20 protein-coding genes are annotated in these 24,163 nt (G+C 63.2%); 8 read left to right on the top strand and 12 right to left on the bottom strand.

The features are described from left to right. Positions 1-324: 324 nt before the first annotated feature. The 3 genes from cydC to cadR form a co-directional block, all read right to left on the bottom strand. Positions 325-1,995 carry a thiol reductant ABC exporter subunit CydC gene (gene cydC / locus BO74_RS15675; protein ID WP_496443407.1) on the bottom strand — a complete coding sequence of 557 codons (1,671 nt, stop codon included), beginning with the start codon at positions 1,993-1,995 and terminating at the stop codon, positions 325-327. Continuing rightward, positions 1,992-3,746 carry a thiol reductant ABC exporter subunit CydD gene (gene cydD, locus BO74_RS15680; protein WP_496443409.1) on the bottom strand — a complete coding sequence of 585 codons (1,755 nt, stop codon included), beginning with the start codon at positions 3,744-3,746 and terminating at the stop codon, positions 1,992-1,994. The genes cydC and cydD overlap by 4 nt, the downstream gene beginning before the upstream one ends. Before the next feature lie 88 nt (positions 3,747-3,834). Beyond that, positions 3,835-4,266: a Cd(II)/Pb(II)-responsive transcriptional regulator gene (cadR, locus tag BO74_RS15685; RefSeq protein ID WP_496443411.1), complete on the bottom strand. Its 432-nt coding sequence runs from the start codon at positions 4,264-4,266 to the stop codon at positions 3,835-3,837. Positions 4,267-4,347: 81 nt separating this feature from the next. On the opposite strand from cadR, the gene BO74_RS15690 reads away from it, so the two are divergent. From BO74_RS15690 to BO74_RS15705, 4 genes are all read left to right on the top strand, one after another. Then, positions 4,348-6,576 (top strand): heavy metal translocating P-type ATPase, encoded by a 2,229-nt coding sequence (locus BO74_RS15690; RefSeq protein ID WP_496443413.1) that lies wholly within the window; start codon positions 4,348-4,350, stop codon positions 6,574-6,576. Positions 6,577-6,717: 141 nt separating this feature from the next. Continuing rightward, entirely contained in the window at positions 6,718-7,365 is a 648-nt protein-coding gene (locus BO74_RS15695; RefSeq protein WP_496443415.1) for an HAD family hydrolase, read from the top strand. Positions 7,366-7,527: 162 nt separating this feature from the next. After that, the gene (dcd, locus tag BO74_RS15700; protein ID WP_496443417.1) at positions 7,528-8,097 is read left to right on the top strand and encodes a dCTP deaminase; all 570 of its coding nucleotides are present in this window, start codon (positions 7,528-7,530) and stop codon (positions 8,095-8,097) included. Between the two features lie 79 nt (positions 8,098-8,176). Continuing rightward, a complete protein-coding gene (locus BO74_RS15705) occupies positions 8,177-10,411 on the top strand; it encodes an Orn/Lys/Arg family decarboxylase (RefSeq protein ID WP_496443419.1) in 2,235 nt (744 codons plus the stop codon). A 234-nt stretch (positions 10,412-10,645) separates the two neighbouring features. Here BO74_RS15705 and BO74_RS15710 read toward each other — a convergent pair whose 3' ends face one another. Together BO74_RS15710 and BO74_RS15715 are read right to left on the bottom strand one after the other, a co-directional pair. Further along, entirely contained in the window at positions 10,646-11,419 is a 774-nt protein-coding gene (locus BO74_RS15710; RefSeq protein WP_496443421.1) for an SDR family NAD(P)-dependent oxidoreductase, read from the bottom strand. Positions 11,420-11,937: 518 nt separating this feature from the next. After that, positions 11,938-12,426, bottom strand: coding sequence for a dihydrofolate reductase (locus tag BO74_RS15715; RefSeq protein WP_496443423.1), 489 nt, complete (start codon positions 12,424-12,426; stop codon positions 11,938-11,940). Between the two features lie 319 nt (positions 12,427-12,745). Here BO74_RS15715 and pgl point away from each other — a divergent pair, with 319 nt between their 5' ends. Continuing rightward, positions 12,746-13,462, top strand: a complete 717-nt coding sequence (gene pgl / locus BO74_RS15720; protein ID WP_496443425.1) for a 6-phosphogluconolactonase — start codon at positions 12,746-12,748, stop codon at positions 13,460-13,462. After that, complete coding sequence (gene zwf / locus BO74_RS15725) at positions 13,410-14,912, top strand: glucose-6-phosphate dehydrogenase (protein ID WP_496443427.1); 1,503 nt, start codon at positions 13,410-13,412, stop codon at positions 14,910-14,912. Before pgl ends, zwf begins: the two co-directional genes overlap by 53 nt. Positions 14,913-14,962: 50 nt before the next feature. Here zwf and BO74_RS15730 read toward each other — a convergent pair whose 3' ends face one another. After that, positions 14,963-15,757 (bottom strand): thymidylate synthase, encoded by a 795-nt coding sequence (locus BO74_RS15730; protein WP_496443429.1) that lies wholly within the window; start codon positions 15,755-15,757, stop codon positions 14,963-14,965. A 248-nt stretch (positions 15,758-16,005) separates the two neighbouring features. On the opposite strand from BO74_RS15730, the gene BO74_RS15735 reads away from it, so the two are divergent. After that, positions 16,006-17,529 (top strand): cyclic-di-GMP receptor FimW-related protein, encoded by a 1,524-nt coding sequence (locus BO74_RS15735; protein ID WP_496443431.1) that lies wholly within the window; start codon positions 16,006-16,008, stop codon positions 17,527-17,529. 4 nt (positions 17,530-17,533) lie between these two features. On the opposite strand, the gene yjgA is transcribed toward BO74_RS15735, so the two are convergent. Next, positions 17,534-18,049 carry a ribosome biogenesis factor YjgA gene (gene yjgA / locus BO74_RS15740; RefSeq protein ID WP_496443433.1) on the bottom strand — a complete coding sequence of 172 codons (516 nt, stop codon included), beginning with the start codon at positions 18,047-18,049 and terminating at the stop codon, positions 17,534-17,536. A 94-nt stretch (positions 18,050-18,143) separates the two neighbouring features. On the opposite strand from yjgA, the gene pmbA reads away from it, so the two are divergent. After that, positions 18,144-19,517, top strand: coding sequence for a metalloprotease PmbA (gene pmbA / locus BO74_RS15745; protein ID WP_496443435.1), 1,374 nt, complete (start codon positions 18,144-18,146; stop codon positions 19,515-19,517). Between the two features lie 44 nt (positions 19,518-19,561). On the opposite strand, the gene cysK is transcribed toward pmbA, so the two are convergent. The 5 genes from cysK to BO74_RS15770 form a co-directional block, all read right to left on the bottom strand. Continuing rightward, on the bottom strand, positions 19,562-20,494 hold the full coding sequence (cysK, locus tag BO74_RS15750) for a cysteine synthase A (protein ID WP_496443437.1): 933 nt from the start codon (positions 20,492-20,494) through the stop codon (positions 19,562-19,564). Positions 20,495-20,717: 223 nt separating this feature from the next. Continuing rightward, positions 20,718-22,010, bottom strand: coding sequence for a TRAP transporter large permease (locus tag BO74_RS15755; protein ID WP_496443439.1), 1,293 nt, complete (start codon positions 22,008-22,010; stop codon positions 20,718-20,720). Beyond that, positions 22,007-22,483, bottom strand: a complete 477-nt coding sequence (locus BO74_RS15760) for a TRAP transporter small permease (protein WP_496443441.1) — start codon at positions 22,481-22,483, stop codon at positions 22,007-22,009. The genes BO74_RS15755 and BO74_RS15760 overlap by 4 nt, the downstream gene beginning before the upstream one ends. Before the next feature lie 112 nt (positions 22,484-22,595). Further along, positions 22,596-23,624, bottom strand: a complete 1,029-nt coding sequence (locus tag BO74_RS15765; RefSeq protein WP_496443443.1) for a DctP family TRAP transporter solute-binding subunit — start codon at positions 23,622-23,624, stop codon at positions 22,596-22,598. A gap of 208 nt (positions 23,625-23,832) precedes the next feature. Then, positions 23,833-24,163 (bottom strand): TRAP transporter large permease subunit (locus BO74_RS15770; RefSeq protein ID WP_496443445.1); only part of this gene is annotated, 331 nt, incomplete at its 5' end.

A 24,163-nucleotide genomic window follows, 5' to 3' on the forward strand; every position in this document is an offset into this window, starting at 1 on the left:
CTCATGACCTCAACTTCTCGAACCGCCCGGTGCGGACCCGCATGCCGGGTGGTGTGGCAGGGGCGCAGCCTATAAGGGCTGCCCCCTATGCCGATTTGGCTTTGCTGTCAGGTCTTTGTAGGCGGATTTTGGTCAACCAAGGTCGTCGGCGGCATATTTGCGTAGCCGAGTTGCTCAAGCCTGATGCACACCAATGTGTACTAATTTTTATAAGAATTAGTACACATTGGTGTGGCGTTCTTTCTTTTTCCTCCGCAATTCCGATACTGCTTGCTGTATCTCGGCGGTTTGCAACATGTTCAGGAGCCGCTCGTTGCTGTGCTCCTATGCTCCGATCCGGACCACGCGGTTGAATGCAGTTTCGAAACCGTCCCGGTGGCTGATCCAGAGGAGTGTGCGGTCCTGCAGGTGGGCGGTGATCCGAGAGATCAGCGCTGCTTCCGCGACCGGGTCGAGGCCTTCGCTCGGTTCGTCGAGGATCGTGATCGGGGCCTGGCGCAGCAATGCGCGGGCGATGGCGAGGCGTCGGCGTTGTCCGCCGGAGAGGCTGGTGCCGCCTTCCTCGATCCAGGTTTCGAGACCGCCCGACCAGCCCTGTATTCCCGGCTCGAGTCCGACCAGTACCAGGACGTCGCACATTTTTTCCTCTGATACGGTGGGGGCGGCCAGACGAAGGTTGTCGGCGAGGGTTCCGGTCTTGGCCCAGGTGTGCTGGCCGACGCAGGCGATCTGTCGGCGCAGGGAGCCTTCGTCGAGGTCCGCCAGCGGGACGCCGCCGACATGGATCGTTCCGCCCTGCGGGTCTTCGAAGCGGGTGAGCAACTGGATCAGGGTGCTTTTTCCGCCGCCGCTGGCGCCCTGCAGGAGCAGGTGTTCGCCGGAGCGGACGGAAAGGTCGAAGCCGTTGAAGATCGGCGTGTGGCTGTCCCAGGCGAAGCTGAGCGAGCGTATCTCGATGCTGCCGTCGCGCGGCGTTGGCCCTTTTGTGACGTAGTGCGGCACAGGCGGCTGGCCGGCGATCGCTTCTATGCGTTGCGCGGCCGCCGCGGTTCCCGGCAGGTCGAGCGCGGCATTGACCAGCGGGAGCAGCGCCTCGCTGCACGCGAGCAGAAGAAAGACGAGCGCTGCCAGCCAGGGGCCTTCGGGACGGCTGCCGTCAGGGAGTTCGGCCAGCAGGCCGAGTGCGCCCCAGGCGCACAGGCCGACGGTGATGGCCGTGGCGGCGCGCAGGATCGCGGCGCGTCGTCCGCTGCGGCCCTGGAGTGAGAGCCAGTGCGCGCTGCGGGCCAGAGTGCGCCCACGCTGGTTTGCCCAGGCGTCGGCGTGCAGGGAGAAATCCTCCATGCCTTCACTGCAGTCGAGCAGGTGCGTCCGCAGGGTGGCGCGCCCTTTTACCTGTTCCGGCAGAACGGTGCGGCCTGCCCGCCAGCCGAGCAACGGCAGGACCAGCAGCGCGAGAACGATCAGCAGCACAGGAAGCCAGGTCAGCGCGGGAACGGTGGAAGCGAAGGTCACGGCCACGAGGCCGAAAACGAGTGCGGCCGACAGGGCCGGCAGGATCAGGCGCGGATAGAGATTGTCGAGCGCGTCGATATCGCGCACCAATCGGTTAAGCGTCTCGCCGCCGTGGTGGCCGGCGATCTGGCGCGGAGAAAGCAGCGCCAGGTGACGGTATAGCCAGACGCGCAGGCCGGCGAGCAGGCGGAACGTTCCTTCGTGCGTCACGACGCGTTCGCTCCAGCGGCTGAGCGTGCGCAGCATGGCGAAAAAGCGGACGCCGGCGCCGGGCAGGAAAAAGTTGAACAGCGCTGCGGTGGTGGGCGCCAGTCCGGCAATTGCCGCGCCGGTGAGAAAGGCGCCGGAAAGACCGAGCAGGCCGAGGTTGCCGATCAGGGTGAGGACGCCGAGCAGCAGCCCGAGTGCGAGCCAGTTTCCAGCGCCGGAAAGGCGGGTGACGAACGGGCGCAATGCCCGCAACCCTTCGTTCAGCTTCATGCGGCGATCCCTGCGTTGGTGTGTTTCGACATGTCTTCGGCTTCATCGCTGTGGGCGCAGAGGCGTCCGTTCTCGAGATCGAGTACGCGGTCGACGATGCGCAGCGGCGCCGCGCGGTGCGTCAACAAAACCAGCGTGCGGCCACGGCGCAGCTCGGCGATGCGCTCGATGACCGCCTCTTCGGTTTCCGCGTCGAGACTGGCGGTCGGTTCGTCGAGCAGGAGCACATCGGCGCGGCGCAAGCGAGCCCGCGCCAGCGCGAGCCGGCGCAGCTGCCCGCCGGAGAGTTGGCGACCACCTTCGCCGAGGCGGGTGGCGAGGCCGTCGCGGAGGTCGGCGAACCAGCCTCCCAAACCGGCGAAGGTCAGCGACTCGCGCAGCTCGGCTTCGGTCGCGTCGCTGCGGGCCACGCGCAGATTGGCCGCCAGCGAGTCGGCCATCAGGCGTGGATGCTGGCTCATCCAGGCAATACGCTCGCGCCAGGCGACGAGATCGATGTCTTCGATCGACCGGCCGTCGATCAGCACATCGCCGTCCTGCGTGCGCAACTGGCCGAGCAGGAGTCGCAGCAGGGTGGTCTTCCCTCCGCCGCTCGGTCCGCGAATGGCGACCGCTTCGCCGGCCTGTACTTGCAGCGAGCATTCTCTCAACACTGTTTCGCCTTCACGATGAGCGAACGTGATCCGGTCGAGATTCAACGCGGGTGCGCCGTTGCCGATTCGGGTGTCGCCGCCGGCAGGCTGCAATGACTCCGCGTTCAGGATTGTTTGCAGTTCTCCGGCCGCAGCAAGCGCTTCGGCGCGGGCGTGGTAGTGCGTGCCGAGGTCGCGCAGAGGCTGGTAGAACTCGGGGGCCAGGAGCAGGGCAAACAGCGCCAGTTCGAGATCCAGCGGGTGGCCGTACAGGCCGAAATCGAGGCGGCCCAGCAGCGTCAGGCCGAAGTAAACCGCCGAGAGCGCAATGGCGATCGAGGCGAAGAATTCCAGCACCGCGCCGGAAAGAAATGCCAGCCGAAGGACGCGCATGGTCCGCCAGCGAAATTCGTCGCCGACCTTTTCGACCTCGCCCGCAAGGCGCTGGTGGGCGTCGAGCAGGCGCAGGGTGGGTAGCCCGCGGATCAGGTCGAGGTAGTGCCCGCTCATCCGTTGCAACGCTTGCAGCTGTTCGGTCTGTCGTTGCCGTGCGCTCCAGCCGACGAGGATCATGAACACGGGAATCAGCGGCGCCGTCAGCAGCAGGATGCCCGCGGCCGCCCAGCTCGAGGGCACCAGCGTGGCGACGATCATCAGCGGCGTGAGCACGGCGAACCACTGTTGCGGGCGGTAGCGGGCGAAATAGCCGTCGAGCGCTTCCACCTGTTCCAGCAGCGCGGTGCTCAGGCTGCCCGCCTGCTGGCGTTCGCGCCAGGCGGGGCCGAGGTTGTACAGCGTGTCGACGAGTGCTTCACGCACCGTGCCGCGTACGGCGAGCGAGATGCGGATGCCGCCTTCCTCGCGCACGACGCCGGCCAGGGAGCGGAAAACGACACAGGCGAGAATCATCCACCAGTCGTGTGTCAGTTCATCAAAGGGGTGTCCGGTGATGATCAGCGCATGCAGCACGTGCGCCAGCAGGCCGGCGAAGAGGATGGTCACCACTGTCTGCAAGACCCCGGCGACGATGATCAGGGTGGTCCACCCGGGGTGACGGCCGAAGCGTCGGGAAATCTGGCGCAGGGCAAGGCTGTGCGTATCTTGTGCGGGGGAGGACACCCATGTTCTCCGAAAAGGATGAGGCGACGCTGTCGTCAAAACCTCGTGAAAATTTTTTGTTGTACGGCCGCCTGTGCCTTTGAGGCTACTAACCGAGGTGCGTTTGACGCTGGTTCCTTGTTTCGGTTTCCATCGTCGTCAATCCCTGGACGATGCCGCAGGTGATGACCGGCTGCTCGCCGTGGCACGACTGGCGCAGGGCGACGAGTTGCTGCTTGAGTTGTTTCAGTTCCTTGAAGCGCACTTCGACGTGCGCGATGTGTTCGTCGAGTACGCGGTTGACGCCGCCGCAGTCGTTCGCCGGCTGGTCGACCAGTCCGAGCAGGGCGCGGACTTCGTCGTGGGTCATATCCAGCGCGCGGCAATTGCGGATGAAACGCAACCGGGCGACATGCGCCTCCCCGTACTGGCGGTAGTTCGCTCCGGTGCGCCCCGGGGGCGGCAGGAGTCCGGCTTTCTCGTAGTAGCGTACCGTTTCGACGGTGCATTGGGCGAGGCGGGCAAGTTCTCCGATTTTCATGATCTCTCCTGATGGGGCTTGACCCTATAGTAGCTTCAGGGTGTGCAATCGGCCAGTCGTCGAGAAAAATGGAGTTCTGTCGTGTCAGAGAAATCGGAAGACCACGCTTGTCATTGCTGCCATGAGCACGCCGCCTGTGGCGACGGCGACGCAGGTCGTCCTGCGCCGAGCGCGGACGATCCTGGCCCCACCCCGGATGGCTACCTGCTCAGCCGCCTGCGCATCGCGCAAATGGACTGTCCGACCGAGGAGGCGATGATCCGCCGCAAGCTGGCCGATTGTCCGGAGGTGCATCGCCTGCAGTTCGACCTGATGCAGCGGGTGCTGACCGTGGTTCACGCCGAAGGCGCGTTGCCGCGCATCGAAGCCGCGATTCGCGAATTGGGCATGGTGGGCGAGGTGTTGTCCAAGGCGTCGGATGGTGCGCTAGGCAATGCCGCAACGCCAGATGACGGGGAGGAGGCATGGTGGCCGTTGGCGCTGGGCGGCATCGCCGCGCTCGGCGCGGAAATCGTGCACTGGCTCGCCTTGCCTGAATGGCTGGCGGCGCTGCTCGCGCTGGCGGCGATTGCTGCGTGTGGAACTGGAACCTACCGCAAGGGCTGGATTGCCCTGCGCCACGGCTCGTTGAACATCAACGCGCTGATGAGCCTGGCGGTCACCGGGGCGGTGCTGCTGCAGCAATGGCCGGAAGCGGCGATGGTCATGGTGTTGTTCGCGCTGGCCGAGCGGATCGAGGCGCGCTCGCTGGAACGCGCGCGTCGCGCCATTCGCGGCCTGCTGCAACTCGCGCCGGAACGCGCCACGGTGCGTCAGCCCGACGGGCGCTGGGTCGAGTTGCCCTGCGGCGACATCGCCATCGGCGCCCTGGTGCGGGTGCGTCCGGGCGAACGTATCGCGCTCGATGGCGTCGTCACTGCCGGCCGATCCTCCGTCGACCAGGCGCCGATCACCGGGGAAAGCCTGCCGGTAGACAAGGCGCCGGGCGATACCGTGTTTGCCGGAACGATCAATGCGACGGGCGAACTGGAGTTCACCGTCACTGCACGGGCGACTGAGTCGACGCTGGCCCGGATCATCCACGCGGTGGAAAAAGCGCAGGCCTCCCGCGCGCCGACCCAGCGCTTCATCGACCGCTTCGCCGCGCGCTACACACCGGCGGTCGTGGGCCTGGCGCTGCTGCTGGCGGTTGTGCCGCCGTTGCTGTTCGGCGGCGAGTGGGCGGCGTGGATCTACAAGGCGCTGGTGTTGCTGGTGATTGCCTGCCCGTGCGCGCTGGTCATTTCGACGCCGGTTACCGTCGTCAGCGCACTGACCGCAGCGGCGCGGCACGGCATCCTGGTCAAGGGCGGCGCGCATCTCGAAGGCGCGCACGACCTTGCCTGGCTGGCGCTGGACAAGACCGGCACCGTCACCAACGGGAAACCGTCGCTCACCGATACGATCCGGCTCGAAACAGCCGCGGAGAAAACGGACCCGGTGCACATCGCCGTCGCGCTTGCCGCGCGCTCCGATCATCCGGTGTCGCGCGCGCTCGTGGCTGGCTTCAAAGGAGGTGCGGGGGCACTGCCGGCTGTCGCTGATTTTTCCGCGCTCCCCGGTCGCGGCGTCACCGGAACCGTTGACGGTGTGAGTTATACCCTCGGCAATCATCGGCTGATTCACGAACTCGGCGTCTGCTCGGATGCGCTGGAGGCGCAGATCGATGCCCTCGAAGGCCAAGGCAAGACCGTACTGTTGCTCACCGACGGGGTGCGGGTGTTCGTGCTTTTTGCCGTTGCCGACACCATCCGCGCGGGGAGCAGCGAAGCCGTGCAGGCCCTGCACGCGCTCGGCGTGCGGACGGTGATGTTGACTGGCGACAACCTCCATACGGCCCGGCTGATTGCCGCCCAGGCGGGTATCGACGAGGTACAGGGCGATCTGCTGCCCGAGGACAAGTTGCGCGCCGTCGCCCGCTACGCCGAACGCGGCAAGGTCGGCATGGTCGGCGATGGCATCAACGACGCGCCGGCGCTGGCCCGCGCCGATATCGGCTTCGCCATGGGGGCGGCGGGAACGGACACCGCGATCGAAACCGCCGACGTCGCGCTGATGGACGACGACCTCGGCAAAATCGCCCGCTTCATCCGCCTTTCGCGCACGACCCGCCGCATTCTGGCGCAGAACATCGCGCTGGCGCTCGGCATCAAGGCCGTCTTCATGGTATTGGCAGTCGCCGGCATGGGCACCTTGTGGATGGCCGTCTTCGCCGACATGGGGGCGAGTTTGCTGGTCGTTGCGAACGGGCTGCGGGTGCTGCGGGCGTAGTCCGGGCAACGCGGGTGCTCCTGGCAACAAGCGAAGTGGTTGCCAACATCGTGTCGTCGGGATATAAGCGCAGCCGTCCATATTCTTCACAAGCTGACCTGGTGATGAACCTTGTCACCCAAGGGAACTGCGTTTTTGCCCATGCAGAAAGATATTCGCGCCGTAATTTTCGATAGTGACGGGACGCTGGTCGACAGTGAGGTTCCGGGGATGGACGCGCTCCACGAAATGGCCGTCGCCGCTGGATTGACCCTGAGTCGCACCGAGGCGCACGCGCGTTTCCGTGGTGGCCGCATGGCGGATATCGCCAGCTGGATCGGTGCGCAGGTCAGGGACAAGCCCGAGGATTTCGAGGTCGAGTTCACCCGGCGGTACCGGGCGACCATCGCGCAGCGATTCCGGGAGAACCTCCGGGAAATTCCCGGGGCGTTCGCTCTGCTCAGTCGCCTGGAAATTCCTTTCGGCGTCGCGACCAACGGCCCGCGGGAAAAAGTGCTGCTTACCCTCGAACTGACCGGACTGCTGCCGCTGGTCGGCGAGCGGATCTTCAGCGCCTACGACGAGGGCTGTTTCAAGCCGGATCCCGGCCTCTTCCTGGCCGCAGCGCGGGCCTTGGGGCATGTGCCGGAGCATTGTGCAGTGGTGGAAGACAGCATTCCCGGGCTCGTTGCCGGGGTGGCGGCGGGCATGCACGTATTTTCCTTGCACGGTCGTGATGGCGTGCCCGAGGAAATCGCCGGGCGAGTAGTTTTCATCGACTCGCTGTCGCATCTGGACGACTATCTCTGATCGGCGCGGAGCAGGCGAAATCCCCCGCTTCGATGCCCCGCGCTGCAGTTTTGCAACTGGCTGATCCGAAAGGCGAAACCAGGGTGTCTCGAAGGTTTCCCCACGAGGGTCCGGAAACCGTAAAATAGCCGCCTTTATTTACCGCTCCAGGGTAGTCAGCCAATGTCCATCAAGTCCGACAAGTGGATTCGCCGCATGGCGGAGCAGCACGGCATGATCGAGCCGTTCGAGCCCGACCTGGTGCGCGATATTGCCGGCCAGAAGATCGTCTCCTACGGCACGTCGAGCTATGGCTACGATATCCGCTGCGCCGACGAGTTCCGGGTGTTCACCAACATCAATTCGACGATCGTCGATCCGAAGGCCTTCGATCCGCAGTCGTTCGTCGAGGTCTCGGGCAAGGGCTGTTGCGTGATTCCGCCGAATTCCTTTGCGTTGGCCCGTACCGTCGAATATTTCCGTATCCCGCGCAGCGTGCTGACCGTGTGTCTCGGCAAAAGCACCTACGCCCGCTGCGGCATCATCGTCAACGTCACGCCATTCGAACCCGAGTGGGAAGGGTTCGTGACGCTGGAGTTTTCCAATACCACGCCGCTGCCGGCAAAGATCTACGCCGGCGAAGGCTGCGCCCAGGTGCTGTTCTTCGAGTCCGACGAGATCTGCGAGACCTCGTACAAGGACCGCGGCGGCAAGTACCAGGGGCAGGTCGGCGTGACGCTGCCGAAAATCTGAGCCTGCACTACTTTCGTCTTTTTTTCGTCCTGTTTTCTGACCCGCTGCGGCGGGTCGCTGCTTTTTGAAGGATAAAGCCATGCGCTTTCATTTCCCGGTCATCATCATCGACGAGGACTTCCGCTCGGAAAACGCCAGCGGCTTGGGTATCCGCGCTCTGGCGGCGGCGATGGAAAAGGAAGGACTCGAAGTGCTCGGCGTCACGAGCTACGGGGATCTGGCGTCGTTCGCCCAGCAACAGTCGCGCGCGAGCGCGTTCATTCTGTCGATCGATGACGAGGAACTGGCGCTGGAGCCCGAGGAGACGCTGGCTGAACTACGTACCTTCGTCGCCGAGATCCGCCACCGCAACCGCGAGATCCCGATCTTCCTGCACGGCGAGACGCGCACCTCGCGGCACATCCCGAACGACGTGCTGCGCGAACTGCACGGCTTCATCCATATGTACGAAGACACGCCGGAGTTCATCGCCCGAAGCATCAAGCGCGAAGCGAAGGCGTACCTCGATTCGTTGGCGCCTCCCTTCTTCCGCGCGCTGACGCATTACGCCGCGGACGGTTCGTACTCGTGGCACTGCCCCGGGCATTCGGGCGGTGTGGCTTTCTTGAAGTCGCCGGTCGGCCAGATGTTCCACCAGTTTTTCGGCGAGAACATGCTGCGTGCCGACGTCTGCAACGCGGTGGAGGAGCTTGGTCAATTGCTCGACCACACCGGGCCGGTGGCGGCATCCGAGCGCAACGCCGCGCGCATCTTCAACTGCGATCACCTGTACTTCGTCACCAACGGCACCTCGACGTCGAACAAGATCGTCTGGCATTCGACCGTTGCGCCGGGCGACATCGTCGTCGTCGATCGCAACTGCCACAAGTCGGTGCTGCACTCGATCATCATGACCGGCGCGATCCCGGTGTTCCTGATGCCGACGCGCAACAACTACGGCATCATCGGGCCGATTCCGAAGTCGGAGTTTTCCTGGGAAAACATCCAGAAGAAAATCGCCGCCAACCCGTTCGCCAAGGACAAGAGCGCCAAGCCGCGCGTGCTGACGATCACCCAGTCGACCTACGACGGCATTCTCTACAACGTCGAGGACATCAAGGACGAACTCGACGGCAAGATCGACACGCTGCACTTCGACGAAGCCTGGCTGCCGCACGCGGCCTTCCACGACTTCTACGGCGACTACCACGCGATCGGTGCCGACCGGCCGCGCTGCAAGGAGTCGATGGTCTTCGCCACGCAATCGACGCACAAGCTGCTGGCCGGCCTGTCGCAGGCGTCGCAGATTCTGGTGCAGAACTCGGAGGAGCGCGAGCTCGACCGCAGCATCTTCAACGAAGCCTACCTGATGCATACCTCGACGTCGCCGCAGTACTCGATCATTGCCTCGTGCGATGTGGCGGCGGCGATGATGGAGGAGCCGTCGGGCACGGCGCTGGTCGAGGAGTCGATCGCCGAGGCGCTCGATTTCCGCCGCGCGATGCGCAAGATCAACGAGGAATGGGGCGGCGACTGGTGGTTCAAGGTGTGGGGGCCGGACGACTTGTCCGAGGAAGGCATCGAGGAGCGTGAGGCGTGGATGCTGAAACCCGGTGAGCGCTGGCACGGCTTCCAGCAGCTGTCCGAAGGCTTCAACATGCTCGATCCGATCAAGGCGACGGTGATCACCCCGGGGCTGGATGTCGACGGCGCCTTTTCCGAGCGCGGCATCCCGGCGGCGATCGTCACCAAGTACCTTGCCGAGCATGGGGTCATCGTCGAGAAGTGCGGCCTCTACTCATTCTTCATCATGTTTACCATCGGTATCACCAAGGGCCGCTGGAACACCATGGTCACCGAACTGCAGCAGTTCAAGGACGATTTCGACAAGAATCAGCCGCTGTGGAAGGTGTTGCCGGAGTTCGTACAGAAGCATCCGTGCTACGAGCGCATCGGCCTGAAGGATCTGTGTCATCTGATTCACGGCGTCTACGCGGTCAACGACGTGGCGCGCCTGACCACCGAGATGTACTTGTCGGACATGGTGCCGGCGATGAAGCCGACAGACGCCTTCGCCAAGATGGCGCACCGCGAGATTGACCGGGTGCCGATCGACGAACTCGAAGGACGGATCACCAGCATCCTGCTCACTCCGTATCCGCCGGGCATCCCGCTGCTGATTCCCGGCGAGCGCTTCAACGCGACGATCGTGCGCTACCTCAAGTTCGCGCAGCACTTCAACGAGCAGTTCCCCGGCTTCGAGACCGACATTCACGGCCTCGTCAAGGAAGTGGTGAACGGCAAGGCGACGTACTACGTCGATTGCGTTCGCTGATTGCGGAATTTCTCCCCGATTGGCCGCTTGATTCCAAAGGGTCTGGTCGGGTGGTCCCATCGGGCCTGAGCAGGCGAAATCGGGCTGCTGACTTGCAGGATGTTCTGCTGGGGAATCCGGCAGGAGTCGGCCAACTCCTGCCGTTTGCGTTCCCTGTTCAGAAGATGTCAGGAGGTCCGGCTTTCCCTGAAACCTTCCGGACGGCGACCGATCTGTTCGAGTCCTGGAGCCGGGTTATGCTATGTAAGCCCCGCCGTTGATGTTCTGCGCCGTCCCGGTGATGTATCCGGCGTCCGCACTGGAAAGCCATACGTACAGTGCCGCGATCTCTTCGGGCTTGCACTGGCGTTTCATCGGGACCGCCTCGGCCAGCTTCGCCTCGGTTTCAGGTGTCGTACCCACGCGAATGTCGGTATCGACAACTCCTGGGCAGATCGCGTTTGCGGTGATGCCGTATTGTGCGAATTCCCGGGCCAGACCACGCGTCAGGCCGATAACGCCCGCCTTCGCTGCCGCGTAGGAGGTCTTCGAAAACACACCCCCGCCGTGCTGCGCGGTGACAGAGGACATGTTGATGATGCGTCCGTAGCCGCCTGCGATCATCTGCGGGATGAAAGCCTGGCAGACGAGGAACGAACCAGTGCAGTTAACGGCGTAGACCCGGTTCCATTCTTCCAGGGAGAGTTCCAGGAAAGACGATGGGGAGGCAATGCCGGCCACGTTGGCAATGGCACCGACCGGGGGCATGTTTGATTCCTTGACGGCTTGAGCCGCTGCATCGACCGACGTCTTGTCCCCGATGTTGCAGTGCATTGCAAGGACGGGTTGACCGAACTCGGATTTCACTTTCTCTGCGGCAATCTTCAGGGCTGCTTCATCGATATCGAGCATTGCGACCGCCCATCCTTCTTGAGCATATCGGCGTGCTACGGCAAAACCGATTCCGCGAGGCGAGGCACATCCTGTGACAACGGCAGTCCGCTGGCCAACTCCGGTTTGAAAATTCATTGTGGATCCTTTCGTATGTGCGTGTTGAGCGATCTCTCGCTGCAACCTTGGTATTTCAGACAGACATCACTAACATGCTTAAGCGTGAATCATAGCCTGTCGATACAAGCTCCGCGCATGATAAAAATTCACCAAGAGATGAGAAATGGTCCCTTGGGTAATGAAGAATGCCGCTCGTGGCATTTTCAGTATTTGAGCCCTCGGCTTCAGGCGCAGAGCCTTCCTCCGACACGCCCCGGGCCCGTCGAGAACGGTCTCCTGACGATGATCCGGTCGGTGTTCTGAGAGACAGCAGGACGTTGCTTCCCAAACTCGCGACATGGGTTATTCATTGCTGAATCGCCGGTAATAATCGAAAGGCTGACTGACTTCATGCCAAGGCTGGAAGTCGGCTTTGGCCGGGTAATGTGAGTTCAGCCCTCGTCTTGTACGACTGCTCAACTCAGAAACCAGAAACCCGCCGCAGGAGCGTCGAAACGGTAAGTGTCTCTTCAGGGGCAAGAGCCGGTCAGGAGGCGTTACTTTGCACGCTGATAGACAACGAAGGCGTAGGCTAGTCCGTTTTCTTCTGCGAGCTGGCTACGTGATGTCTCTTTCCAATCCGTCGGCGGTACCTCGGGGAAGCTGGTGTCACCCTCGAAATCCGCCGTGAGTTCCGTCAGGTAGAGACATTCGGCGAACGGTAGTGCCTGGCGGTAGAGGTCGGCGCCGCCGATGACGAAGGCCTCGTCCGAGGTCTCCACCAGTTTCAGTGCGTCTTCGAGCGATGCGGCCAACGTGGCGCCGGGAGCGGCATACGCCGGATTGCGGCTGATCACGATGTTCTGCCGGCCGGGTAGCGGGCGGAATTTTTCCGGCAGCGATTCCCAGGTCTTCCGTCCCATGATGACCGGCTTGCCGCGCGTCGTTTCGCGGAAGTGGCGCATGTCGCCGGGGAGGTGCCAGAGCAACTGGTTGTCCTTGCCGATGACCCGATTGCGAGCGACGGCGGCGATTAATGACAACATGGTTGTTCTCCTCTGACAGCTATTGCGTTTTCGAGCTTGGATAAAGGGCTACACTCGCTTCATGCAAGTGCTTTGTGTTGCGCGCTCCCGGCGAGTGCGGGACTTGCATGGCGTAGTCGGCCGTAGGCGTTGTCTCCGCTTGGCCGCATTGCGTAGCATGCGGCAAGTTTACTGGCGATTCGTGTTCCGGAAAAGCACGTTCCTGCCCGGCAATTTTCTGGCATCGTTACCCAGGGCGTGCGCAATTGGAAAATTCGAAACGAATCGGGAAAATGGCGCTTGATTTCCGATAATGTCTGATCTTTCCCGGAGTCGGATCATGACTGTTGAGCAACTATGCCGATGGGACGTTTCGAAGGACGGAGAGGATTTCCGTCAGCGTGCGCTGGATGACATTCTGTCTGTGGCGGAAGAGGCGATTCGTGCCCGTGGTCATTTCGATTTCGTACTGGCCGGTGGCAGTACGCCGCGTACGATCTACGAATCGCTACGCAGGTTATCTGCAGACTGGAAAAATTGGCATATCTACTTTGGCGACGAACGTTGTTTGCCGGATGAAAACGCCGAGCGAAATTCGCGGATGGCCGGCATCGCCTTGCTGGACCACGTGCCGATTCCAGCTGCGAATATCCATGTCATCAATGCGGGCGCCGGGCTGCAGTTTGCGGCGGCGGCCTATGCCCGGGATTTGCAGGGAGTGGGCGATTTCGATCTGGTGTTGCTCGGGTTGGGGGAAGACGGACATACCGCGAGTCTGTTCCCCGGCAACGACTGGGGCACGGGCGAGTGCTCGGCCGACGTGCTGCCGGTCTGCAATGCACCGAAACCTCCTGCGCATCGTGTCAGCTTGAGCGCCGCTCGCTTGAGTCGGGCCAGGAAGGTCCTCTTTCTGGTTGAGGGGGCATCCAAACGATGTGCGCTGACGGGCTGGTTCAGCGGCCATGCCATTCCGGCAAGTGCGGTCTGCCCTGTCGTCGGTGTCGATGTTCTTATTCATCTGGATCCTGCCGATCTGCCTGTCGGCATGGCGAAGTGATGACGGTTTCGCAGTTTTGAAAAGGGAAGAAAAAAGCATGGACGAGCAAATGACTGCCACCCTTCCGCCAACGTCGGACGCGCTGGTACTGTTCGGAGCGACAGGGGATCTGGCGTACAAAAAATTGTTTCCAGCGCTCTATGCGATGGTGAAGAACGGTGCATTGAGCGTGCCTGTCGTCGGGGTCGCTTCCGCCAAATGGAGCGAAGCCCGTGTGCGCGAAAGAATAGGCGAGAGTCTCACGGCGCATGGCGGCGTCGACGATTCGACTGCGCTTGAACGCTTGCTTGGTCTGTTTCGTTTCGTCGGTGGTGACTATGCCGATGCGCGCACCTTTGCGGCAATTCGAGCCGCGTTGCCGGGTGCGAGGAGTCCGGCGCACTATCTTGCCATTCCGCCCGCCATGTTCGAGACCGTCATTTCGGCACTCGGCGCATCTGGTCTGGGCGATGGTGCGCGGCTTATCGTCGAGAAACCCTTTGGTCGGGATCTCGCCTCGGCGCGCGAGCTCAACCGGATAGCGCTCTCCGTTTTTCGAGAAAGCTCGATCTTCCGCATCGATCACTACCTGGGCAAGGAAGCGATCATGAACATCTTGTACTTCCGGTTTGCCAACTCGTTTCTTGAACCGATCTGGAACCGGAATTACATACATAGCGTGTCAATCACGCTCTCCGAGCGCTTCGGCGTCGAGGGGCGCGGGGCCTTCTATGAAACGGCGGGTTGTTTGCGTGACGTCGTTCAGAACCACATGTTCCAGATTGTCGCGTTGTTGGCGATGGAGGCGCCGGCCTATCGTGGCTACGGCGCAGTGCAGGACAAAACGGCCGACGTGTTTCACGCGATGCGCCCGATTGATCCCGGCGATCTCGTGCGGGGCCAGTACGCGGGGTATCGTGAGGAACCTGGCGTTGCTCCGGATTCGGATGTCGAAACTTTTTGTGCCTTGCGGATGCAGATCGACTCGTGGCGGTGGGCTGGCGTGCCGTGGTTTCTTCGTGCAGGGAAATCGCTTGCCGACACGGTGGCGGAAGTCGTGGTGAACCTGAAGTGTCCCCCGCAACGGCTGTTTGAAGATAGCGCCGGCCAGGATGGTTGTTCCAATTACCTGCGTTTCCGTATTGCGCCGGGGGCTGCCGTCGCTCTTGCCGCACGGGTCAAGAAAGCCGGCGAGGAATTCGTTGGCGAGCAACGCGAACTTTACTTGCAGAATGAAAGGTTGGGTGAGGCATCACCGTACGAACGGCTGCTGACCGAGGCGATGGCAGGGAACGGCGCCCTGTTTATCCGGCAGGATGCCGTCGAGGCCGCCTGGGCCGTTGTCGAGCCGGTGTTGCATCGGCACTCTCCGGCGATCTCCTATCCACGGGGCAGCTGGGGGCCGCAAGAAGCGGATTCGTTGGCCGCCCGGCACGGGGCCTGGATCAAGCCGGCTGCGTGTGATGGCTGAAGGAGGTTTTGTCGCGTGCCGCTACCCAACCTTGCCTGTTTCGGGTGGTTTTATACCGCCACCGGCGCAGCGATGTGCGGGTGCGGATCGTAGCCTTCGAGCGTGAAGTCTTCGAAGCGGAAGGCGAAGATGTCCCTGACCTCGGGGTTCAGGCGCATGGTCGGCAGCGCGCGCGGCTCGCGGGTGAGCTGAAGCTGGACCTGCTCCAGGTGGTTGCTGTAGAGGTGCGCGTCGCCGAGGGTGTGCACGAAGTCGCCCGGCTGGTAGCCGCAGACCTGCGCCAGCATCAGGGTAAGCAGTGCGTAGGAGGCGATGTTGAACGGCACGCCGAGGAAGATGTCCGCGCTGCGCTGGTAGAGCTGGCAGGAGAGTTTTCCGTCGGCGACGTAGAACTGGAAGAGCGCGTGGCAGGGCGGCAACGCCATGCGGTCGACGTCGGACGGATTCCAGGCGGTGACGATGTGGCGGCGGGAATCGGGATTCTTCTTCAGGCCTGCGACGAGCTGGGTAATCTGGTCGATCTCCCTCCCGTCGGGCGTCTTCCAGTGGCGCCACTGGTGCCCGTAGACCGGACCCAGGTCGCCATTCTCGTCGGCCCATTCGTCCCAGATGCGCACGCCGTTCTCTTTCAGGTAGCGGATGTTGGTGTCGCCCTGCAGGAACCAGAGGAGTTCGTGGATGATCGAGCGCAGATGCAGTTTCTTCGTCGTGAGCAGCGGAAAGCCCGCGCCGAGGTCGAAGCGCATCTGCCAGCCGAACACGGAGCGGGTGCCGGTTCCGGTGCGGTCCGATTTCCCAGCGCCGTGGTCGGAAACATGGCGCATCAGGTCGAGATAGGGTTTCATCGTGGAGCGGGAGCGAAAACGAAGTCGGCATTGTAAATGATGGCCGCAGCCTCCGATATGAGCCGCTCATTCCGCAGCCTCCGATATGAGCCGCTCATTCCGCAGCCTCCGATATGAGCCGCTCATTCCGCAGCCTCCGATATGAGCCGCTCATTCCGCAGCTTGCAGCGGCGGCCAATCGTTTTATACTCCCGGGATATCCGTTCATCTTCCATCGCCGGCGAGGCCGCCCGGCAAGGCGAGGTTTCATGATCCTCAATTTCTTTTCGTCGCGTCCGAACCATCCGCTGGGGGACGTCAAGGAATTCAAACGCGTTCTTGCCGAGTTGCCTGTTGACCCGGTGAAGGCGGTTGATGAGGTTTTCGGCTGGTTCGAATCGCTGCGCCTGGCGGACGACTTCCGGCTGGATCAACTGTTCGAGGTCGTCAGCCGACTGGACGAGGCCGCGCAGCAGCATTTGCGGCGCTTGTCCAGGGATTACCTGCAGTCGGCGCGGCTGTCGAAGAGCGAGGAACGGCGTCTGTGGAACCTGTGTTACAACTATTGGGGCGAAGTCGCCGGCTTGTACGCGCGCTGCCTCGATCGTTACCGGCAGCATCCGTCGGACAAGGGCTGCGAGGCACTGAAGGCAAGCCTTCCTCTCGCGGGGGTACGCCTGCTCGCCGCCCGTTCGGCCCAGTTGAAATGGATCGACTTCCGTTACGGTACGGCCGGCGAGGACATGTGGTGCGGTGTCGGCCGTCCCTACCTGCTCGCGGACGCGGCGGGGGTTGCCCAGAAACCGGTGCAGCTCTATCCCGGCGCCATCGGCATGACCAGCATCGCGCAGCAGTATCTGCAAGTGTTGCTGCGCGCCTCGTCGTCGATGAATGCCTTGCTGCCCCAGGAAATCGAACTGGCGGACCGGCTGATCGCGCATTTTCTTCCCGGTTTCCAGTTCTCCGGCGAGTGTGTGCCGGGCAGCGTGTACTGGGTCGATGCCGATGCCGGTCTGCCACCGACGCGGCTGGCCCGGCTGCCTGCCCAGCCTGCCGCCTCGTTGCGCTTCTTTTCGCCGGGAACCGTGCCGCAAGCGCTCGGCGATCTGATCCATGTCGTCGAGCGCGGTTCCGTGCCGCCGGAGCTTAACCTTGGCGGCGAGTATCCGGCGCCTTCATTGCTGAAAGTGTTGCGGCACCTGGCGCTCTACTGGTCACCGATGCCGCCGCAGCGCGAGCACGTTCGGCATCCGGTGAAGACGCGCATCGCCGTACTGCAAGGCTTGTCCGACTGTCTGACCGTATTCGCCGGCGATGTTGCCCGTCTGGCGACGGAGCGCGGGGCTGCAAGCTGGGTGGTCGAGAACGTCAGTCTGGGCGGGTTCTGCGCGGAAACCGGCACACTCGGAGAGTGCCTCAAGATCGGCACGCTGCTATGCATCCAGCCGGAAGGTGGTGACAACTGGGTAGTGGGCATGGTCCGCCGTTGCCACATGTCGCCGGAGGGTACTGCCAGCATCGGTATTCAGACCCTGTCACGGAAAGCGCGCAGCATCGAGTTGCGTCCGCGGGCGTCCGGGCTTCTCGCTGCCGAGGCCGTCCCCGCAATCTGGCTGCGCGACGAAAATCCCGGCGGAGCGTGGCGGCTGGTCCTGCCGCGCGGCAGTTTCGATGTCCGCCAGGTGGTTGAGTTCGTCGTCGATACGCAGAGGTATCAACTGGCGCCGGTTGAACTCGAAGAGTCCGGCGTCGATTTCGACATCGGACTCTATCGCGAGCAGTCCGCGGGATAGCCGGTCAGCTTTGCTGCTCGGCATCCTTGAGCAGCTGGAAGATTGCCCGGAAGTTGCGCGGTGGCTTGCCCTGTTCCTGTTCCTTGAGGGCGGCGCGGCGAAGCGAGCGCAGGTGCTGCAGGTCGATCGCCGGGTAATCGGTGGCGATGTTTTGCAGGATCTTTTCGTCTTCCAGTAGCGCGGCACGCAGTTTCTCCAGTCGATGCAGGCGCGCGGTCTCGCTGGCTGATTCGCCGCGGGCATCGGCCAGCGCGGCGCGGATCGGTTCGGTATCGGCGGAGCGCATCAGCCGGCCGATGTATTGCATCTGGCGTCGCTTCGCTTCGTCCTGGCGCGTCATGCGCTGCGCGGTGACGAGCGCGTCGCGAAGGTCATCGGGCAGCGCGACCTTTTTCAGCCGGTCGGCCGGCAGCGCGACCAACGCCTCCCCAAGCGCTTGCAGTTCCTCCATCGCGTGCTTGCGTTGGGTCTTGGAGAGCGGTTGCGATTCCGGCTGTGATTCGTCGTCGATGTCGGTCATGGGCTGTCAGCGTCGTTTGAAGGTGCGGGGCTGCGCCAGCGGAGGGGCGGCGCGGGCTGTTATGATAGCGTTTTTGCCACCCGCTCCGTTATCCATGTCACGAAAAGCCGCTCCGACGCACTCCGACGCGAGGTTCTCGCATTCGCTCGATACGTTGCGCTCCTACGCCCAGGATGTGTTGAACCATGCCCGGAAGTCCGGTGCCAGCGACTGCGAGGTCGATGTCTCCGAAGGGTTCGGACAATCGGTCAGCGTTCGCTGCGGCGAGGTCGAAACGATCGAATACAACCGCGACAAGGGCATCGGCGTCACCGTTTATCTCGGTCAGCGCAAGGGGCACGCCAGCACGTCGGATTTTTCGGCAGCGGCGTTGCGCGAGACGGTTGAAGCCGCGCTCAGCATCGCCCGCTTCACCGCCGAAGACGATTGCGCCGGATTGCCGGAAGTCGGATTGCTGGCGAGCCGCGAGCAGGGCTTCTCCGATCTGGATCTCTACCACCCGTGGCAGTTGTCGGTCGATGACGCGGCTGAACTGGCGCGGCGTTGCGAACAGGCCGCGTTCGACGTCAGCCCGGAAATCACCAACTCCGAGGGGGCTTCGGTATCGATCCAGGAGGGACAGTTCATTGCGGCGAACAGCCTGGGCTTCATGGGCGGCTATCCCACGTCGCGGCATTACCTGTCGTGTTCGGTCATCGCCGGCAAGGACGAGCACATGCAGCGCGACGACTGGTATTCGACCTCGCGCAGCCCCGAGCGGATTGCGTCGGCCGAGGAGATCGGCGATTACGCGGCGCGGCGTGCGTTGTCGCGTCTTGGCTCGCGCAAAATAAAGACCTGCAAGGCGCCGGTGCTGTTCGAGGCGCCGATTGCCGCATCGCTGATCGCCAACTTTGTACATTCCGTCAGCGGCGGCAGCCTGTATCGCAAGACCTCGTTCCTGGTCGATGCGCTGGGGCAGCGCCTGTTCCCCGAGTGGCTGCAGATCAGCGAGCGGCCGCATCTGCCCGGCGCGCTGGCGAGCAGCATGTTCGATAACGACGGGGTGGCGACGCGCGAGCGCGACGTGGTGGTCGATGGCGTGCTGCAGGGCTACTTCCTCAGCACCTATACGGCGCGCAAGCTCGGCATGCAGACGACCGGCAACTCGGGCGGTTGCCACAACCTGATCGTTCAGCCCGGCGACGACGACTTTCTCGGCCTCATCAAGCGAATGGATCGCGGTCTGCTGGTCACCGAGTTGCTTGGCCAAGGGGTCAATTACGTCACCGGCGACTATTCGCGCGGCGCAGCGGGATACTGGGTGGAGGGCGGCGAAATCCGCCATGCCGTCGAGGAAATCACCATCGCCGGCAATTTGCGCGACATGTTTCAGGGCATCGTCGCGGTGGGCAACGATGTCCTCGTGCGCGGCTCCCGGCACGTCGGGTCGATCCTGGTCGACGGGATGCGCATCGCCGGGAGCTGAGCCGTCAGGCAGCTCGCTTCCGGCAATCCGCAGGTTTCGCAGGGTTAATCGACGAGCCCGGCGAACAGCGCCGTGGAAAGGTAGCGCTCGCCGAACGAGGGAATGATCGCGACGATCAGCTTGCCGGCATTCTCCGGCCGCCTGGCGACCTCGATCGCCGCCCACAGCGCGGCGCCCGAGGAAATGCCGACCAGCAGTCCTTCCTTTTGCGCCGCGGCGCGTGCCGTCGCCAAGGCATCGTCGGCCTTGACCCGGATGATCTCGTCGTAGATCGCCGTATTCAGCACGTCCGGCACGAAGCCGGCGCCGATCCCCTGGATCGGATGCGGCCCCTTCTGCCCGCCGGAGAGCACCGGGGAGGCGTCCGGTTCGACGGCGATGGCCCGGAACGACGGCTTGCGTGCCTTGATCACTTCGCCGATGCCGGTGATCGTGCCGCCGGTACCGACACCGGAAATCAGGATGTCCACTTGTCCGTCGGTATCCCGCCAGATTTCTTCGGCCGTCGTCTTGCGATGAACTTCCGGGTTGGCGGGGTTCTTGAATTGCTGCAGTAGCAGGTAGCGCGCATCAGATGCTGCCAGCTCCTCGGCGCGCTTGATCGCGCCGCCCATGCCTTCTGGCCCGGGAGTGAGGATCAACTCGGCGCCGAAGGCGCGCAGCAAGGCGCGGCGCTCCTTGCTCATCGTCTCCGGCATGGTCAGCACCAGCTTGTAGCCACGCGCCGCAGCGACCATCGCCAGGGCGATGCCGGTATTGCCGCTGGTCGGTTCGACGAGGATCGTGTCGGGCTTGATCAGGCCGGCCTGCTCGGCGGCGGTGATCATCGCTTCGCCGATGCGGTCCTTGACGCTGTGCGCGGGGTTGAAGAATTCCAGCTTGGCGGCGATGGTGGCGACGGCCCCGTCGGCGATGCGGTTGATGCGGACGAGCGGGGTGTTGCCGATGAGGTCGGTGACGCTGTTGGCGATGTTCATGAGAGTCCTCCGGTCGATGGGTCGGGAACCCCTCCGGCGGTGCGGTCAGTGCTGCCCGCGGGAGGAGAATGACGGCAATGTACCAATCTATAGACCGGCGTTGAACGACTTAATTTCTATATGAATATTCTTGAAAAGAATATTTGTCGCCAGAAATGGCTCAAGAGTTGAATATGTGTCTGGCGAGGGGCGGCCCGCGCATGGCGGCGGGCCGCCCCCCTGATCAGGACAGGTAGCCCAGCATGCGCGGAAATGCCAGCGCGAGGTCGGGAATGAAGGTGACCAGCAGCAACGCAATGGTCATTGCGCCGACCAGCCACAGCACCCAGGGTACGGTGTCCTCGATGCGGATGCCGGCAATCCGGCTGGTGACCATCAGGTTGATCGCCATTGGCGGGGTGAATTGCCCGATTGCCATGTTCATCGCCAGGATGATGCCGAACCACACCGGGTCCCACTTGAAATGGATGATGACCGGGAGCAGGAAGGGGACGAAGATGAACAGGATGGAGACCGCGTCTAGGAACATCCCGGCGATCATCAGCAGCACGGTGACGGCGAGGAGCACGATGGTTTCGTTCGAGGAAATCCCGATCAGCAGCGAGCCGAGTGTTTCGAAGGCGCCTAGCGTGCTGCCTGCCCAGGCGAATACGCTGGCCAAGGCGATGATCAGCAGGATCACCCCGGAAACTTCCGCCGCTTCGGCCAGAACCTCGTAGATGGCCTCCCAGTTCAACGTGCGGTAGACCACCAGTCCGACGAACAGGCCGTAGAACACGGCAACCACGGCGGCCTCGGTCGGGGTGAACATGCCGGAACGCATGCCGCCGAGAATCAGCACCGGGGCGAGCAAACCCCAGATGGCATCCTTGAACGTCTGCCAGAAACTGGTGCGTGGCGCATCGTCGGGATTGTCCAGCGTGCCGAAGCCGTGCCGTGCCGAAATCCACATGATCGGTATGACTAACGCGAGGCCCGCCAGGAGGCCGGGAATCATCCCGGCGGCAAACAGCGCGGGGACGGACGCTTCGGGCACCAGTACGCTGTAGAGGATGAAGACGATCGACGGCGGAATCAGGATGGCGGTGGATCCGGCGGCGGCGATCACGCTGGCGGAAAACGCCGCGGGGTAGCCGGCGCGGACCATGCCGGGGATCATCACCGTGGCGACCGCTGCCGCATCCGCGGGGCCGGAGCCGGAGATGCCGCCAAGCACCATGCACACCAGCACTGCCGCCAGGGCGAGGCCGCCACGCCGCCTGCCGACGAGGGCGGTGGCGAAGTGCACGAGACGCAGGGCGACGCCGGAACGCTCGAAAATCATCCCGGCGAGGATGAACACTGGAATCGCCAGCAGCGGGTACTTGGCGATACCGGTATAGACGCTGGTGGGGACTGACATCAATCCGAGGTCGGCGAAGAACACTGCCGCCGTGGCGGAAAGTCCCATCGCGACGCCGAGCGGCACGCCAGCGAACATGAGCACGAAGAATGATATGAAAAGGAGTGCGTTCATTCGGCGTTCTTCCGTCGTGACATGGCGAACAGGAACAGTCGGACGACGATCAGCGCCGAAAGCAGCGGTAGCCAGGCGGTGTAGATCCACTGTGGCAGGCCCAGACCGGGCGAAGTGACTTCGAACTCGAAATCGTCCAGGGCCATTTTGTAGCCGGTCCAGGTCAGGAGGGCGAACATGGCCACGTTGGCCAGCCATTCGAGCACTGCGCAGAGCGTCTTGCCTGCATCCGGCAGCAGGTCGACGAGCAGGGTGATGCGCACGTGGTGGCGTTCGGCGAAGGCGGTGACCGATCCCACCAGAGTGAGCACCAGCAGCAGGAATACGGAGATTTCCTCGGTGAAGGCGAAGGAGACGTTGGTCAGGTAGCGGACCAGGACGTTGGCGAAGGTGATGAGGCAGAGGAGGGCCATGCAGCCGGCGGCGAAGGCGCGCTCGAACCGGGCCGGTCGGGAGGGGCCTGAGGGTTTCATGGGTAAGCCTTGATGCGGAAGGTCGGAAAACGACCGGACGACCGCGCGGTCGTCCGGGGTGGCGGACTCCGTGACTCGGTGTCCGCCGGTAGGTGCCTGTCGTGCCGGAGAATTACCTGGCGTTGGCGATCGCGGTTTCGGCCTTCTTGACCAGTTCCTTGCCGACCGTTGCCGTCCACTTGTCGAACACCGGGCGTGTCGCGTCCTTGAACGCCTTGCGCTGTTCCGGGGCCAGACGGGTGATGGTCACGCCGTTCTTCTCGATGCTTTTCAGCAGGTCGTCATCGCCGGGGGTGATGCCCTTGCGCGCAGCCACCAGATTTTCCGCGGCGGCTTGCTCGGCGGCTTCGCGTACCGCCTTGCGATCAGCTTCGCTCCAGGTTTTCCATACCTGCTTGCTGACGACGAAGATCAGCGGGTCGGCCATGTAGCCCCACAGCGTCAGGTGATTCTGGCCGAGGGTGTGCAGCTTGGCGATGCTGAAGACGGACAGCGGGTTCTCCTGACCGTCGACAGCCTTGGTTGCCAGCGCCGGCTGGGCATCGGCCCAGCTCATCTGCGTGGGGTTGGCGCCGAGCGCGGTGAAGGAGTCGATAAAGATCGGCGAACCGACGATGCGGATCTTCATCCCCTTGAGGTCGGCCGGCGAGGTGATCGGCTGCCTGGAGTTGGAGATCTCGCGGAAGCCGTTCTCGCCGTAGGCCAGCGGAACGACGCCCTGCTTGTCCAGAATGGTGAAGAGGTCCTTGCCGACTTCGCCCTTGATCAGCGCGTCGAGACCCTTGGCATCGGGAACGAGGAAGGGCAGCGAGAACAGGTTGAGCTGCTTGACCTGCGGTGACCAGTTGATCGACGAACCGACCGCCAGGTCGATGACGCCCTGGCGGATCGCCGAGAACTCGCGGGTCTGGTCGCCGCCGACCAGGCTCGTGCCGGGATACTGCTTGACGTTGATGCGGCCGTCGGTCTTCTGCTTGATCAGCTCGGCCCAGCGCTCGCCGGCCTTGCCCCAGGTGAAGGCCGTGCCGAGGACCGTCGAGAGACGGTATTCCGCCTTGTAGTCGGCGGCGTACAGACTGGGTGAGGTCAGGGTTGTTGCCGCGACGGTGACGGCGAATGCAGCGGTGTAAAGCTTGTTCATCGAATTCCCCCTTGATGGATGGTCTTGAAAATAGTTTGGTCCGCGAGTTTAGGTGGACCATCCTCGCCACGTCAAGGAAACGGGGCGGTTTGCGGCCCAACTCGCAGCTGTTTTGCGCGTATGACGAAAAGAAAACCGGCGATAAAGGTGGTGTGCCTTTATCGCCAGGAACGGGCCCGGAAAGCGGCCCGGTTCAGGAGGGTGTCGGTTACAACGTCAGTGCCGGAATGAAGGCGAAGGACAGAACGGTGGCCAGCGCGACGACATAGAACGGAATCAGTTCGCGCGACGACTTGAGGATCGAGACGTTGGCGATCGAACTGGAGATGAACAGCGTCGTCCCGACCGGCGGGGTATACAGCCCGATGGCCAGCGTCAGCACCATCACCAGACCGAGTTGCGTCAGATCCAGCCCGATCGTCTCGGCCAGCGGCACGAAGATCGGCCCGAGCAGCAGGATCGCCGCCGGCAGGTCGATGAACATCCCCGCGACCATCATGATCCCGATCAGCGCCAGGATGATCAGCCACGGCTCCTTC

It is taken from the genome of Propionivibrio pelophilus DSM 12018 (genome assembly GCF_059569095.1).

What these genes read in the sequence shown, in the direction of transcription:
- cydC (WP_496443407.1), bottom strand. Translation starts at nt 1,995, where the DNA reads ATGAAGCTGAACGAAGGGTTGCGGGCATTGCGCCCGTTCGTCACCCGC.
- cadR (WP_496443411.1), bottom strand. Translation starts at nt 4,266, where the DNA reads ATGAAAATCGGAGAACTTGCCCGCCTCGCCCAATGCACCGTCGAAACG.
- BO74_RS15695 (WP_496443415.1), top strand. Translation starts at nt 6,718, where the DNA reads ATGCAGAAAGATATTCGCGCCGTAATTTTCGATAGTGACGGGACGCTG.
- dcd (WP_496443417.1), top strand. Translation starts at nt 7,528, where the DNA reads ATGTCCATCAAGTCCGACAAGTGGATTCGCCGCATGGCGGAGCAGCAC.
- BO74_RS15705 (WP_496443419.1), top strand. Translation starts at nt 8,177, where the DNA reads ATGCGCTTTCATTTCCCGGTCATCATCATCGACGAGGACTTCCGCTCG.
- BO74_RS15710 (WP_496443421.1), bottom strand. Translation starts at nt 11,419, where the DNA reads ATGAATTTTCAAACCGGAGTTGGCCAGCGGACTGCCGTTGTCACAGGA.
- BO74_RS15715 (WP_496443423.1), bottom strand. Translation starts at nt 12,426, where the DNA reads ATGTTGTCATTAATCGCCGCCGTCGCTCGCAATCGGGTCATCGGCAAG.
- pgl (WP_496443425.1), top strand. Translation starts at nt 12,746, where the DNA reads ATGACTGTTGAGCAACTATGCCGATGGGACGTTTCGAAGGACGGAGAG.
- zwf (WP_496443427.1), top strand. Translation starts at nt 13,410, where the DNA reads ATGTTCTTATTCATCTGGATCCTGCCGATCTGCCTGTCGGCATGGCGA.
- BO74_RS15730 (WP_496443429.1), bottom strand. Translation starts at nt 15,757, where the DNA reads ATGAAACCCTATCTCGACCTGATGCGCCATGTTTCCGACCACGGCGCT.
- BO74_RS15735 (WP_496443431.1), top strand. Translation starts at nt 16,006, where the DNA reads ATGATCCTCAATTTCTTTTCGTCGCGTCCGAACCATCCGCTGGGGGAC.
- yjgA (WP_496443433.1), bottom strand. Translation starts at nt 18,049, where the DNA reads ATGACCGACATCGACGACGAATCACAGCCGGAATCGCAACCGCTCTCC.
- pmbA (WP_496443435.1), top strand. Translation starts at nt 18,144, where the DNA reads ATGTCACGAAAAGCCGCTCCGACGCACTCCGACGCGAGGTTCTCGCAT.
- cysK (WP_496443437.1), bottom strand. Translation starts at nt 20,494, where the DNA reads ATGAACATCGCCAACAGCGTCACCGACCTCATCGGCAACACCCCGCTC.
- BO74_RS15755 (WP_496443439.1), bottom strand. Translation starts at nt 22,010, where the DNA reads ATGAACGCACTCCTTTTCATATCATTCTTCGTGCTCATGTTCGCTGGC.
- BO74_RS15760 (WP_496443441.1), bottom strand. Translation starts at nt 22,483, where the DNA reads ATGAAACCCTCAGGCCCCTCCCGACCGGCCCGGTTCGAGCGCGCCTTC.
- BO74_RS15765 (WP_496443443.1), bottom strand. Translation starts at nt 23,624, where the DNA reads ATGAACAAGCTTTACACCGCTGCATTCGCCGTCACCGTCGCGGCAACA.